This window comes from Clostridiales bacterium, assembly GCA_025757645.1.
Lineage (GTDB): Bacteria > Bacillota > Clostridia > Oscillospirales > Oscillospiraceae > CAG-103.
Map to the genome: position 1 here is coordinate 1,958,511 of CP107216.1, position 14,269 is coordinate 1,972,779.

Annotated in this window: 15 protein-coding genes; 5 read left to right on the forward strand and 10 right to left on the reverse strand. The window is 51.6% G+C overall.

All coding sequences use genetic code 11. The annotated features are described in order from the left end of the window. Positions 1-145: 145 nt before the first annotated feature. The 10 genes from OGM61_09475 to OGM61_09520 form a co-directional block, all read right to left on the reverse strand. The gene (locus OGM61_09475) at positions 146-2,494 is read right to left on the reverse strand and encodes a virulence-associated E family protein (protein ID UYI84080.1); all 2,349 of its coding nucleotides are present in this window, start codon (positions 2,492-2,494) and stop codon (positions 146-148) included. Between the two features lie 41 nt (positions 2,495-2,535). Continuing rightward, a complete protein-coding gene (locus tag OGM61_09480) occupies positions 2,536-2,916 on the reverse strand; it encodes a hypothetical protein (protein ID UYI84081.1) in 381 nt (126 codons plus the stop codon). 10 nt (positions 2,917-2,926) lie between these two features. Beyond that, positions 2,927-4,867: a DNA polymerase gene (locus tag OGM61_09485; protein UYI84082.1), complete on the reverse strand. Its 1,941-nt coding sequence runs from the start codon at positions 4,865-4,867 to the stop codon at positions 2,927-2,929. A 67-nt stretch (positions 4,868-4,934) separates the two neighbouring features. Further along, the gene (locus OGM61_09490) at positions 4,935-5,117 is read right to left on the reverse strand and encodes a hypothetical protein (GenBank protein ID UYI84083.1); all 183 of its coding nucleotides are present in this window, start codon (positions 5,115-5,117) and stop codon (positions 4,935-4,937) included. Positions 5,118-5,134: 17 nt separating this feature from the next. Next, entirely contained in the window at positions 5,135-5,683 is a 549-nt protein-coding gene (locus OGM61_09495; GenBank protein UYI84084.1) for a DUF2815 family protein, read from the reverse strand. Positions 5,684-5,685: 2 nt separating this feature from the next. Then, positions 5,686-6,831 carry a DUF2800 domain-containing protein gene (locus OGM61_09500; protein ID UYI84085.1) on the reverse strand — a complete coding sequence of 382 codons (1,146 nt, stop codon included), beginning with the start codon at positions 6,829-6,831 and terminating at the stop codon, positions 5,686-5,688. Next, on the reverse strand, positions 6,821-7,138 hold the full coding sequence (locus OGM61_09505; protein UYI84086.1) for an rRNA biogenesis protein rrp5: 318 nt from the start codon (positions 7,136-7,138) through the stop codon (positions 6,821-6,823). Before OGM61_09505 ends, OGM61_09500 begins: the two co-directional genes overlap by 11 nt. Further along, a complete protein-coding gene (locus OGM61_09510) occupies positions 7,131-7,331 on the reverse strand; it encodes a hypothetical protein (protein UYI84087.1) in 201 nt (66 codons plus the stop codon). The genes OGM61_09505 and OGM61_09510 overlap by 8 nt, the downstream gene beginning before the upstream one ends. A gap of 73 nt (positions 7,332-7,404) precedes the next feature. Further along, on the reverse strand, positions 7,405-7,803 hold the full coding sequence (locus OGM61_09515; protein UYI84088.1) for a hypothetical protein: 399 nt from the start codon (positions 7,801-7,803) through the stop codon (positions 7,405-7,407). A 235-nt stretch (positions 7,804-8,038) separates the two neighbouring features. After that, entirely contained in the window at positions 8,039-8,233 is a 195-nt protein-coding gene (locus tag OGM61_09520) for a hypothetical protein (protein ID UYI84089.1), read from the reverse strand. Positions 8,234-8,617: 384 nt separating this feature from the next. Between OGM61_09520 and OGM61_09525 the strand changes: the two genes are divergently transcribed. The 5 genes from OGM61_09525 (at position 8,618) to OGM61_09545 (ending at position 14,260) form a co-directional block, all read left to right on the forward strand. Next, entirely contained in the window at positions 8,618-9,415 is a 798-nt protein-coding gene (locus tag OGM61_09525; protein UYI84090.1) for an NBR1-Ig-like domain-containing protein, read from the forward strand. Between the two features lie 17 nt (positions 9,416-9,432). Continuing rightward, positions 9,433-9,648 carry a helix-turn-helix domain-containing protein gene (locus OGM61_09530; GenBank protein UYI84091.1) on the forward strand — a complete coding sequence of 72 codons (216 nt, stop codon included), beginning with the start codon at positions 9,433-9,435 and terminating at the stop codon, positions 9,646-9,648. Positions 9,649-9,720: 72 nt separating this feature from the next. Further along, on the forward strand, positions 9,721-11,727 hold the full coding sequence (locus tag OGM61_09535) for a type I restriction-modification system subunit M (protein UYI84092.1): 2,007 nt from the start codon (positions 9,721-9,723) through the stop codon (positions 11,725-11,727). Beyond that, entirely contained in the window at positions 11,724-13,085 is a 1,362-nt protein-coding gene (locus tag OGM61_09540; GenBank protein ID UYI84093.1) for a restriction endonuclease subunit S, read from the forward strand. Before OGM61_09535 ends, OGM61_09540 begins: the two co-directional genes overlap by 4 nt. A 2-nt stretch (positions 13,086-13,087) precedes the next feature. Beyond that, positions 13,088-14,260, forward strand: a complete 1,173-nt coding sequence (locus OGM61_09545) for a protein kinase family protein (protein UYI84094.1) — start codon at positions 13,088-13,090, stop codon at positions 14,258-14,260. Positions 14,261-14,269: the final 9 nt, after the last annotated feature.

Genomic DNA, 14,269 nt, shown 5'->3' on the forward strand with positions numbered 1-14,269 from the left:
TTAGGAACACAGGAACAAGACCGCCTGTTTTCTTTGGTACTTATGGGGCTGCCGCCGTTCCCATGAGATGTTCCCATAAATGTGCCGAGCGGATATGCTTCTCCCCGGAACCTGTTCCGAAGGATGTCGGGTACAGTCATTTTCATTAGGAACACTCCTTGGGAACAAAAACATACTGCGGACCGTAAAGCGGGATACGCACCTTGCTGTCCAGCCGCTTCCAGCCAAGACGGGCAAGGATGGCGGTCAGCTCGTTGCTGTCCGTTCTGCGGATATTGGCACGTTCCTTGCCGAAGCACTCGCACCAGATCTCCATGTTGGACACCTGGGTGCGCTTGACCGTACCATGCTTTTGGGTATCGCCGAAGTCGCTGCCGGTGAGGAAATTGCGGCGCTCGAAGATGTCCATGCCGTCCCAGCCCTCCGGGAGCAGCGTGTCGAGATACAGACGGACAAGCCCTTCACGCTCATCGGACTCCATTGCCTCCCGCTGTTCTGCCTTCGACAGGGCTTCCAATTCGGCGCTCAGATATAGCTTCTCGCCCTGTTTCACATACACCAGCGTTTCCGCCCAGATCTGGCAGATGAGCTCCGGGGTCAGATCCCAGGAGTGCTTGATGCCCGTACCCGGCGTCTTGACCGGCCAGAAGCGGCGGTTTCCGGTGGTGTCCCGCAGATAGCCGGACTCGGCGTTGGTTGTGCCGAAGAACACGCACTGGCGCAGGTGCGGTGTAGCTCTCTTGCCGAATGCCGCACGGTAAATATCGTTTTGCCGGGAGAGAAAGGAACGCAGCGTCTCCACCTCGGCTTTTTTCAGTCCCGCCAGTTCGCCGATCTCCAAGATCCAGTACCCCTGCAGCTTCTCGGCAGCGGTCTTATCCTTGGTGTCGCCCAGGTTCAGACTGTCCGAAAACCACTCTCCGGCCAGCTTGGCAATAAGGGTACTTTTGCCCACACCCTGAGGACCGTTCAGCACCAGCATGGAGTCAAATTTGCAGCCGGGATACAGCACACGCTTGATGGCAGCGCAGAGGGTCTTCCGGGTGACAGCTCGGACATACCCGTTATCGTCTGCGCCGAGGTAGTCGATGAGCAGCGTGTCCACACGGGGAACCTTGTCCCACTCCGGCAGATTTTCAATGAACTCCCGAATGGGATGGTAGGAGCGGTCGTCCGTGACCTTCGCCACGGCAATGTCATAGTTTCTTGCAGAAAAGGTGCCGTAGTGGGAATCCACATAGCTGATAAGCTGGGCATCATCCGCATCCCGCCAGAATTTCGAGGGGTGCCGCCAGGGCACATCGCCCTTGATCTCCATGCCGTCCAGAAGCTGATTGAACACCAGCGGTTTCAGAAGCGGATCATTCATGAGGATCACGGTGAGGTTTTGCAGCGTATTTTTCACTTTCCCGGCCTTATCCAGTTCCAATGCCTTCTGCCAATCCTCATCGGTGAATTCCTCGCTTGCCTGGACTTTGCGCTCCTCGGCAAAGACCGCTTTGACTTTCTCGTCCTTGAGGGAAAAATCCGACATTGCATGGAAGGACGGCAGCTTGCCTGAGGCGGTATCCGGGGCGCACTTATCGTCCAGGTCACGGAAGCGGTGCAGTCGCACCAGGTCAAAAGCGTTCAGCAGCCGGCCGCAGACCGGGTCTGTGGCATGGTGGCTGTATGCGAACTTGCCGTCGTAGACGATAACACCGGCAGAGGAATCGGCGGGGATATAGTCGTAGCGACCGTTCATAGCAGACGGCGCATATACATCCGAGAGGAAGGTGTCGATGGCTTCCTCCACAGTATAGGCACGGCAGAAGGCACCCACCACACCCGGCTTTGTCAGCGGGTCGGCCTGCTGGGCGATGCTGTGCTGTACCAACTCGGACTGGCGGCTGGAAACTGGCCAGGTGGAGGCATCGTGCCAATCGTCGTAACGAGAAAGGTATTCATCCGGGTCAAGCTCTGCGCCGTCCTGCACCTTGTAGAAAAACTCGCCGTTGGCGGAGGTGGAAGGCCAATACATGAGCCGGGATGCCTCGTAGGTGGTATCGTCAAAGAGGTCAATGCCGATCTCCTTTGCCACCATGCGGGCGACTGCCGGATATTCCTCCTCACTGATTTCCCGCTTCAGCGGAATGAGCAGACGAAGGCGGGGATGCTCCGGCGTGTGTTTATGGGTGGAATAGACGCAGCACTTGAAATCGTGGAACAGCGTAATTTCATCCCAGATATCTGGGGTGCCGTAGTCCATATCCAGCGTGAGCAGAGAGCGGCACAGCACCATGCCGTTTTTGCGGCGACCTTCCCGGAGATGCCCTCCGACAAAACCGCCCACATCCTTGATGCCGTCCTGCTGCCCCTTTTTCAGCTTGCGGTATTCTTCGACCGTTTCGGTGGTGCGGATGGTGCTGCCGCAGCGGGCGCAGAGATCCGCCCAGGAGATATCCTGGTTCTTCCACTTTTTATCCATGCGGCTATTGCCGACTGCGATCTTCATCTGTGTACCTCCTCACAGTTTTCGGTAAAGTAACGGATAAGCTAACCTTTTCGTTTTGCTTTCTCGATCTCGATGCTCATGCCGCTGGTGATTTTCTCTCCGAACACCCACAGCTCGGCGCATTTGGAGAGTAGGACGATGTCCATGAACAGTGCCAAGTCACGCTCCCTGCGGTCATTGTCATTCATGAATTGGGTGAAATAGATGTGCGGTGCGATGGGTACGCACCCGGCTTCCACGGTGAAGCGGCAGTAAGTACGGGCGTTCTCCTGGTTCTTCAACATATCCCCGGCCAGCGGAGAGCAGATATACACCACAGGACGGAAGGCTCGAAGTGCCTTGGCTTCCTGCTCGATCTTCGTCAGTGCCTCGTAGGCAGTGGGGTCGTAATACCCCTCGCAATTAAATTTATTGACTCCCATTTGGGCCACCTCAGTCTTTCTTATAAAAATCGCAGACATAGCCATCTGCTCGGAGCAGCAGCCCCGATGCCCAAGCGGGCGTTTGCCCCATGACGGAGCAGATATTCTCCAAAGAAGTATCCGGCGGTGCTTCGATGACCGCTTCATCGTGGACGTGCATGACGATGCGGTACCCGGCAGCATTCAGCCGGAGCATAGCTTCCGCAAGAATGTCCCTTGCCGTTGCCTGGACGATGTTCTCCACGAACTTGGGTCCGTAGCTTTCCAGCCGCAGCCACTTTTTCTGTTCGCCGACACCTTCATAGGTCACGGACTCATTGCCGAAGCGGTTCAGGCCCATTTTCGGTTTTACATACACGAGCCGTCTGCCGGAGGGCAGCACCACGAACATCATGCCGCTCTGATAATAGAAGCGAATGCCGTGTGTTTCTGTGGCAGTTCGCTCTCGGACGCAGGTGGAAGCTGCTTTGTCCACATCCCACCAGAACTTTGTAATATGTGGGTTGGACAGACGCCAGGCATCCACCAGCGGTTTCAGTTCTTCTTCCTGTAAGCCGTAGTTCAGTGCGCCCATTGCTTTCAGCGCATCCACGGAGCCACCGTAGCCAAGAGCCAGCTCGGCAATTTTGCCTTTCTGCCGCAGATGCCCGTTCACGCCGTGCTTTTCTACGGGGACATGGAACATCTGCGAAGCGGAAGCGCAGTAAATGTCGCCGCCCTTTGCAAAAACCTCCTGCCGCCAATGCTCCCCAGCGATCCATGCGATGACCCTCGCCTCGATGGCGGAGAAGTCTGCCACATAAAAGCGGCAGCCGGGTTTCGGCACAAAGGCGGTGCGGATAAGCTCGGACAGTACCAGCGGCACGGAGTCATAGAGCATTTCCACGGCATCCGTATTGCCGCTGCGGACCAGTGCCCGTGCGGTGTCCAGATCCGGCAGATGGTTCTGCGGCAGGTTCTGCACCTGGATGAGTCGACCGGCATAGCGGCCGGTGCGGTTGGCACCATAAAACTGGATAAGCCCTCTGGCCCGGTCATCCGAGCCGACTACCGTCTGCATGGCGGTGTATTTCTTGACGCTGCTCTTTGCAAGTTCCTGTCGAAGGGAGAGGGCAAGCTCCACCTCGCCGTCCGCCTTTTCGAGCATATCTGCCACAGCGGCTTTGGAGAGTGAATCTGCCTCCACGCCTTTTTCGGCAAGCCACGCCTTGAGCTGCACCGGACTGTTGGGGTTATCCAAGCCGGTGACGGAGCGAGCCTGCTCCATGTGCGTCCGCTTGAAGCGTTCATCACAGCGAATCGCCTGGGTGACGAGGGTGCGGTCGAGCATGATGCCCCGGTCGTTGATCTGCTGGTCGAGGGTGTAGTTACGCCACTCCGACTCCGTGACCGGGAACTTGGAGAGCTTCTGCTGAATGGACATTTCCGTTTCCACATCCCGAAGGTTGTAGGCTTTGAAAAGCGACCATTTCTCCAGCGCATCTGTCGGATAATGTCGAATGGGCGAACCGTCTCTTGCTTTTGCCGGAGTGCAGAAATACCGGATGAGGTCTTTGCCTTCTTTGAGCTTCTGCTTTTCCAGACCCAGCACGGCACCGACGCCTTCCAGCGAAAGCGGCAGTCCAAGGGTCGCCGCCCAGACCATCGTGCAGTGCCAGGAGGACGGGTTGAGATATTGTCCGGTTGGGTATCCAAGATAGCGGGACAGACACACGCGCTCGAATTGTGCATTGAATGCCCATTTGGTCACGGCAGGGTCGGTCAGCGCAGAGCGGACATCAGCAGGAATCTTTTCTCCGGCAGCCAGATCCACGACCTTCACCGGAGCACCGTCTGCTGAGTAGCCGAAAAGCAGTACCTCGAAATCCGGGGCTTCGGCATAGCGGTACACGCCGCATTTGGTGAGGTTCTCGGAGGAGAAGGTCTCAATATCGATGCTAAGTGTTTTCATACGCATTCCTTCCTACGGAATACGGGTGGCAGAGGTCAATTTCTGCCACCCACAGAGCCGTCTGGGGTTACTTCAATTCCTTCATGCGCTTCTCGTGGTATTTCAGGTCACGGGAAGCCTGTTCCTTCTCGCGCTTTTCACGCTTGTGGTCATTGCTGATGCCCTGCACCAACCAAACGAAGAAGCCGATGCTGAGGCAGGCCCAGATGCCAAGGAGGACGGTTACCAGGATGTTCTGAATCAGTTCCATTGTGTTGCACTCCTTTCTCAGGACAGGAAGTCGTCGTCCAGGTCGGTGGCGAAATCGTCAGCCGCAGAGGACTTGCCGCCGAGAGGCTCACCGTCACGAACCTTCTGGATGTTGCCAAGACCACAGGCGATGCCGCGGTTACCGTTGGAATTGAAGGCGTAGAAGTTGACGGACACTCTGGCGTAGCAGCCGGAATACACCTCGGAGCGATCAAGGATCGGCTGGACGCTGCGGTCCACGATCTGGGGAGCGGTGGTGCTGTTGGCGTTTACGAAGAAGCTGTTCTTGTAGGCTTCATCGTCACGCTCGGTATCGCCGTCACGGAGCGGGAGCTTCAGAGCCGCCTTGTTGGGGATCTTCCCTCCGAACTTGGCGACGCCCTCCTTGATGGCAGCGTCCACGGCGGCGTTGATGGCGTCGAGGGTCTGCTTATCGGATTTCGGAATAATGAGTGACACGGAATACTTGGGGTTGCTGCCATTAATAGAGACAGGCTCCCACACGTTTGCGTAGGACAGGCGGACAACGCCGGTCACAACTTTGGTCGAATTCATCTTGTTAGCCATAATTACAGTTCTCCTTTATAGTCGGTAAAGTCTTGTTTTGCACCCGTGGTCGTAATAGCCGGACGCCGGTCGGATGCGGGAACGAGCGTCGGCTTTCCTTTGGGTTTGACGACCAGACCGCCGAGCACCTCGGCAAAGGTCTTTTTGCCCATGAGCTTCTCCATCTCGGTGATGGGAATGAGGGACTTCTTGAAGATGTCGGTATACCCGGCCGCACGGGCAGCAGCGACAACGGCATCCTCGTCGGTGTACTTGCGATTGGTGCGGCTCTCCACCAGCTTGTAGCCGGGCCACTGTTTTCCGTGGTTGACCGCTGCTTCCTGGGCGTAGGCCATGAGTTCATTTGCCCATTTAGTGAGGTCATCCAGCTTACCGAGAATGTCGCCGATCTCCGCATCGGAAAGCAGAGGCGGCTGGGCAAACTCGTATTTGGCAAGTTGGAGCTTGGCATCGGCTCTGGCTCGGCACTTGACCGCCGCCTTGCAGAATTGGCACCAGCTTCCGGGGCAGTATTCACCTTCGCCTTTGAAGGCAAGCTCGGCCTTGGGTTTCAGTGTCTTTTCCGCCCAATCCCGAAGCTCGGCAACGGAAATGACCCAGGTGCTGACATTCTCTCGGCGCGGCTGGTAGATGGTCATAGAAACTGTCTCAATGTCGTAAAGACAATCGAAGATGCGGAGCGCACCGAGGGCGTACAACATCGTCTGAGGATTCTCTTCGGCATTCACCAACACGCCCTGGCCGTACTTCAGATCGATAATGTGGAGGAGTTTGTCCGCCACGATAAGGCAGTCGCCGGTGCCGAAGCCATCCGGCACATAGCAGGAGAAGTCGAGCCGCTGCTCAATGAGCACCTTGGGGTCCGGGCAGTCCTGCCGGGCTTCCTCAATGGCTTCCAGAACGAACTCCAGGTAACTGTCCGTGTACATCTCCATCTCGTCGGAGTCGTACTTGCTGACCGGGCGGGTGGAGCGCATCTTCAGCGCCTTGCGGAGCTTGTGTTCCGCCAGCGCATGAGCGGCGGTGCCTTCGGCTGCGGCTTCCGTTTCTCTGTCCTCAAACTCCAATTCCAACCTTGCGGATGGATTGCAGTGGAGCCAGCGGTGGGAGGAAGAGGCCGAGAGGACTGCGTGACGATTAGGGGGCATCTTTCAGCACCTCCACATCCTTGAGCAGTACCTCGTAGTGCTTGGGGTCGATGCCGGAGAGCTTCGGAGCACCGTACTTTTTAAGGAGCGCCTGAATCTCGGTCGTGAATCCGGCTCGGCTCTTTTCACCGAGGACTGCTCGGACTTCTTCCAGCGTTAGCTCCTTTTGGGGAGCAGGTGCAGGCGTCTTCGGCTCTGCATCGACAGTCGGCTCATTCTGCAGCATGGCATCTGCCACAGCCTGAACGCTGTCCGCCAGTGAGCGAAGATCCTCGACCACATCGAGCAGGAGCTTGACCTTACTCATGTGTGCCACCTCCCATCGGAACTTCGGTGATGGCAATGGACTCGACCGAGTTGCCGGGAACCACGACCATGACCTTCTGCTTGGGACCCAGAAGCAAGGTGAAGAGTTTCTCGCGGATGCTGACCGTTCTGCAAGCAACTACGCCGCCGTTTCTGGGCTTGTCTGAAACACGGATATTCAAGTTGTGTCTCATACGGGGTTACCGTCCTTTCCGGAGGGCTTATATTTTGTTGCCTTCCGGTGTACCCAGAAAAATCGGGGATTTGTCAGGGTGTCTGGCGGAAAATTTTCAAAAACTTTTTTCTGCCTGCTTCGATGGACTCGGAAACAGACTGAAAGCTGGCCTCTTCGATGGCAGCGATTTCCCGCAGGGTCTTGCCGTTTGCGTACAGTCGAAGCCGGCGCTGCTGGGTGGCAGTCAAATGCGAGAAGGCTTCTCGGATACGAGCGGTCTGTTCTGCCGAATCATCCTCTACGGCATATTCGTCGCAAGCACCGTACTCCTCGCCCTCGTAGTCGATGGCGTCGTAGGAGTAGCAATGGTAGCGATGGCGTTCGTCCTGCGCGTGCTCCGCCTTGCGGCTGGCGATGATGACGGCACCGATTTCGTCAGAAACCTCGACCTCCGTCACTGTTCCGTCCAAGAATGCGTATTTGATTTTCATAAAAAAGTCCTCCGTTTTGATTTCTCGAAACGGAGGACTTTGGGCGCTGCCGCAAAATGGGTGTGAAAAACCAACCGCAGTCCAAACGGAAACCTCCGTTTCGGTCTGCAGCAAACCCGCTCAAAAGGCAGCTACATTATTTACTTGTGCCGCCGGATACCGTTGAGCCATCAGCGATCAAGTGATGCGGTATCCGACGGTGAGCAGTTTTCTGTCTTGCTCAGGACGATTCGCTTTAGCCGAGGTCGGCTTCGATTGCATACAGGTCGCTAAAGACATCAGGCAGGTCACTCGGATTCAAATCTTCAACGCTATGTGCACCATATCTTTTGAAAACAGAATCAACTACTGCTTGACCAACTTGGGCGCTGACAGTAGCAGCGGTGTTCTCAATGTTGATAATCCAATTACGACGTTCGGATTTTGTCACTGCTTGTCCCTCCTTTTCATATCAGCGTCCCAATCCAGACAGAAAGCTGTGATTTTGTGGCAAGTAGGCACTGGATCATTCATGGCCGGTGAATATACCTCTCTGCCGTTGGCGACCCCCTCTTAAAAGTGAGTTATCGTTGGTTTATGTGAATTAACACCTTGAAAGCGTTGATTTTTTCATATTTTCATGCTATAACGAAATGTGAAAATCATTTAGAAACGTTTTAGAGGACTTTTGAATCCTCGGAACCGTCTCCGCAGGCATTTCCCAACCGCCATTTATATGATACTTGGGCAAATTTGTGGTTGGAATATAGTGCGGCGAAGGGTCTCAAGGTTCTTTGGTTCTTTTTGATGGTTCTTTTTAGAAGGCGGTGAATTAATGGTATTTTCGGAGTTTTGCGAGGTCGGGCAACTGAACTGGTTTTCCTGCTCGTCACAGGCGCAATATTTGAAAGGACTGTTTAGGGCGGCTGGAATTACCCGTGAATATTCCGATGATTATTTGAAGGCGGTCTATAGTGGCACAACTAAGAGTCTCAACAGCAATATGAAGAAACATTTTCCGAAGCCGGTTGATGAATCTAAAATAGCGGACTATTACGAAAAGCATATAAAAGATGAGTTTGTGGCCGCATTGTGCGATGCCTTTGCTATTCCTGCGAATTTGGAGAAAAACAAAAAGCTATTAAGTATTGCGATGGCTCGACAGGTTGCGGTTTTTATAGGCAGCAAAGATGACACCGTTGACTGTATTGTTGCAAGTGCATATGAGAATGCAGTTGTATCCGAGGCTGTAGCTCGCTACGAGATTCCAAAGCGCCTTTATGACGGTGATGATCTGTGGGTAGAACAATACGACAGGTGTCACGCAGTCGGATGCTATCAGAAATTCACTCATCAATGGAGCATACAGAATCGAGGCCGATGCCTGTGGAGCGGAAGAAAATTGGTTTGCACCAATCAAAATGAGATCAAGCCTCAATTCGCACCGCTCACAATAGACATTCCGGAAACAAAACCTCAAGAGTTTATAAAAATAACCACGGGAGCGGACTCCCGTGGCATTGAAGGCTCTTATAACTGCGTGTGGGAAATGCAGGATTCTAACGGAAATAATTGCTTTCCAGACAGCAGACTCGTATTCGACTTTACTATTAGTGTTACATTCAAAGCTTAAGGTCAGGAGGAAAACAAGTGGCTGAAAATAATGTGAATATTGAAAAGTGGTCTACCCTTAAAGAAGTACAGGAATATCTCGGCGTTGGCAGAGAAACGATTCTTGCCTGGATCGCTAAAAGAAATATGCCTGCGTACAAGGTGGGCAGGCTGTGGAAGTTCAAACTGTCAGAGGTAGATGATTGGATTCGCTCCGGCGGCGCAGCCGACGATAAAGCAGAGAACGCCGACTAAGACCGTTTTATTGTGCAGCGAATTTGATATGATAATAGTGGCTCACTATAGAGCGAAAGGAAACGAAGAAATATGGACAATCAGGTGCATAATCAAATAGTTAGTTTTATATGGGGTATCGCAGACGATTGCCTGCGAGATGTGTATGTGCGCGGTAAATACCGTGATGTGATTCTGCCGATGACGGTCATCCGTCGTTTGGATGCTCTTTTGGAGGACAGTAAAGAGGCTGTCCTGGATATGAAGAAAAAGTTGGACGCGGCAGGTATCGATAACCAGTGGCCTGCGCTGTGCAATGTAGCAGGACAGGCTTTTTGCAATGCGTCTCCGTTCCGTCTGCGCGACCTTACCAGCCGTGCGAAGAAGCAGACATTGAAAACGGATTTTGAAGCATATCTTGACGGTTTCTCTCCGAATGTGCAGGAGATTCTGGAGAAGTTCAAGTTCCGCAATCAGATTGACACCATGATCGAGGCAGATATCCTCGGTGCAGTCATTGAAAAATTTATATCTTCGGATATTAACCTCAGTCCGAACCCGGTGTACAAAGACGAAAAAAAGACCATTCTCAAGCATCCCGGTCTGGACAACCACGGCATGGGTACGATTTTCGAGGAACTGATCCGTAAGTTCAACGAGGAGAACAACGAGGAAGCCGGCGAACACTGGACGCCCCGTGATGTTGTTGAGCTGATGGCAGACCTTATCTTTATGCCGATTGCGGATCAGATCAAGGACGCTACTTACTCCTGCTATGATGGGGCCTGCGGAACGGGTGGTATGCTCACCGTTGCACAGGATCGGCTTATGACACTGGCGGCACGGCGCGGCAAAAATGTTTCTATCCACCTTTTTGGGCAGGAGATCAACCCGGAAACCTATGCCATCTGCAAAGCGGATATGTTACTCAAAGGTGACGGCGACCAGGCAGAACATATCAGTTACGGCTCAACGCTGTCCTTGGACGGCAACGCCACCCGGCAGTTTGACTTCATGCTCTCAAATCCGCCTTATGGCAAGAGCTGGAAAACCGATGCAGAAAAGATGGGTGGCAAGAAGGAAATCCTCGACAGCCGTTTCAATGCTTATCTGGACGGCGGTGAGCAGCTTACAATGATCCCGCGCACGAGCGACGGTCAGCTTCTCTTCCTGCTGAACAATGTAGCAAAGATGAAGAAAGAAACGCCCCTCGGCAGCCGCATTGCAGAGGTACATAACGGTTCATCCATCTTCACGGGCGATGCGGGAAGCGGCGAGAGCAATGCCCGCCGTTATATGATCGAGAACGATCTGGTGGAAGCTATTATCGCCGTGCCGGAGAATATGTTTTACAACACGGGCATCGGCACATTCATTTGGGTGCTTTCCAATAAGAAAGAAGAACGCCGCAAGGGGAAAATTCAGCTCATCGACGCAACGGCGATGAAGTCGGCACTGCGCAAGAACATGGGCAAGAAAAACTGCGAATTTACCGAAGAAATCCGCAAGGAGATCGTCCGCATTTTCCTCGCAATGGAGGAGAGCGAAGTCAGCATGATACTGAACAACTGGGACTTCGGCTATTGGAGCGTGACGGTGGAGCGGCCGCTGCGCCTGCGCGTGTACCCCGACAGACCGATTCCGACAAACACATTCAAAAAGTCGGATGAATACGACAGTGTGATTGCGGCTATCGAAAAGGCCGCAAAAACTGCGCCGTTGGATGATTGGACCGCCTTTGCCAAGGCTACCAAGCTGAAAGCCGCCGCATTGAAAAAGGTACGCCCCTTTATCACGGAGAAAGACCCGGCCGCGCAGCCAATCGAGGGTGAACCGGATGTTGATCTGCGCGACACGGAGAATATTCCGTTCACCTATGAGGGCGGAATTGACGCATTTATGAAAAACGAGGTTCTGACCTATGCATCGGATGCCTGGGCGGACGAAAAGAAAACCCAGATCGGCTATGAAATCAGATTTACGAAGTATTTTTACAAGCCTGTGGAGCTACGAGACATGAGTGATATTTTGAGTAGTTTGTCTACCCTTGAGCAGGAAACCGACGGATTGCTGGCTTGCATCATGGAGGGCGTGCAATGAGCAAATATCAATCATATACAGCCTATGCATCTTTGTGGAACAAATCATTTCCAAGTCATTGGAGTGTATTGCCGATGTATGCGCTTGCGAAAGAAAAGTCCATATGTGGTTGTGTGGATTTGCCTCTTCTTTCTGTTTATTTAGATGTTGGGGTGATTCCATTTTCGGCAAAGGCAGAAAAAAGGACAAATGTAACAAGTAAGGATTTGTCTAAGTACCAGCGTGTTGATTGCGGCGATTTTGTCCTGAATAATCAGCAGGCTTGGCGGGGCTCCGTTGGTATATCATTTGATACAGGAATTGTTAGTCCTGCATACATTGTTCTGAGCATGAATGATATGCTCAACAGCAGATATGCAAACTACCTTCTGCGTTCCCAAATCATGGTAGACCAGTATCTAATTAACTCGAAAAGTGTCGGTTCGATTCAACGAAATATATATTGGCCCGCATTAAAAAGGACATCTGTTCCCGTTCCGCCCCGTGAGGAGCAGGATCAGATTGTGCGCTTTCTGGACTGGAAGGTTTCAAACATCAATAAGCTGATCAATATCAAGAAAAAGGAAATCAAAGCGATTGATGCGCTGAAGCGTTCAACGGTAAGCCATGCGATCACTCGCGGGCTGACAGCAGATGCGCCCACGAAGTATAGTGGCGTCAAGTGGCTGGGAGATATTCCGGCCCATTGGAATGTCACAAAACTTCGGCAGATTTTACATCCGGTAAGCGAGAAAAATCACCCGGAATTTCCTCTACTATCAGTTGTCCGTGAACAGGGTGTCATTCTCCGTGATGTCGAGGATAAGGAAGCTAACCACAATTTTATTCCTGATGATTTAAGCGGCTATAAAGTTGTGCGAAAAGGGCAGTTTGCGATGAATAAGATGAAGGCTTGGCAAGGATCCTATGGCGTTTCGGATTATACCGGAATCGTCAGCCCTGCTTACTTCATCTTCGACATTGCTTTTGAGAATTTGGAGTATTTTCACTATGCCATCCGCAGCAAGGTTTATGTGAATTTTTTCGCCCAGGCGTCCGATGGCATTCGTGTTGGGCAGTGGGATTTACAAATGGATAAAATGAAGGAGATCCCATTCATTGTCCCGCCTACGGATGAGCAGATTGCCATTGTCAAACATATAAAGCAGGCACTGCCCCAATACGATGCCGCAACCGAAAAGTTGACGGAAGAAGTTGCTGTGCTTGAAGAATATAAGAACAAGATTATTGCTGATACCGTCACTGGCAAGATTGATGTCCGTGGCATCGAAATCCCCGAATACGAATTTGTGGATGAAGATGCCGATGCGGATAATGAGGACGATGGTGAAGAAGGTACTGAAGAACAGGAGGATTAAACATGGCTGTTGCTAAACAAAACGGAGATGTTATTCCTTTTGTAAAGCAGAAGGATTACATTATGGTCAATAATGACCTCGGCGGTGGTTCATTCGGAAAGACGGTATTACTCCAAGACCCGTTTATAGACGAACTGTTTGTCGCAAAAAAATATGAACCAGAGTACGATGGAATTAAGGAGCAATTCTATAAGAATTTTCTTGATGAAATCAAGATTCTCTACAAACTCAACCATAGAAACATTGTCCGTATTTATAACTATTATGCTTATGAAAATATTTACACGGGCTATATCCTTATGGAGTACATTGACGGGGAAAACATAGGGGACTTTATCAGCGATTACTTTGCCCCGTTTGCAGAAACCACTTTGGATGATGTTTTTCTGCAGCTTATCGATGTGTTTTGCTACATAGAAGCGCACGGAATCATTCACCGGGATATTCGTGAAGGAAACATTCTCGTAGATAAGAGCGGAACGGTGAAAGTAATTGATTTTGGAATTGGAAAGATTGCTTCAAAAGTAGATGACGGCGACGCTGACAGCCTTGTTACAGATATTAATCGTGCTGCATCTGACACTTTGCCGCAGGAATATTATGATGGTATCTATACCAACCTTACTGATATGTTTTATCTGGCAGAACTGTTTCGGAGGTTAATCGATAATTCGAAAAGCTGCGATCGGACAGATTTCTCTTACAATGACATTCTGAATAAAATGATGGAGAAAAAGCCTGAAAATCGCTTTGCAAGTTTTGCTGCTATACGGGAGGCCATAGGAAAGCACGATTTCCTTCATATGCAAATATCTGATGAGGACAGGGAAATCTATCAGGAGTTTACCAATTTAATTTATGAGTCTTTGACATCTTATATGGCAGAACCACGATTCAATACCGATTGTGCAATTTTTATTTCCAGATTGGAAAAAGCACTTACAACTAATCTGTTTGAAACGGTGATTCAAAAAAATGCCGATGTAATTGGCAGTGTTGTTGACTGTGGTTACCGTTATAACAATAGAGTGAATATTCCAAATGAGACTGTCAGGAATTTTTTGGGCTGGTTCCGAGCATCGACACCACAATCTCAGGCTCTTGTACTAAACAACTTTATTGCTAAAATTTCAGATATTGAGGTTATAGAACCTGATACCGAATTGCCGTTCTGATTTTATCGG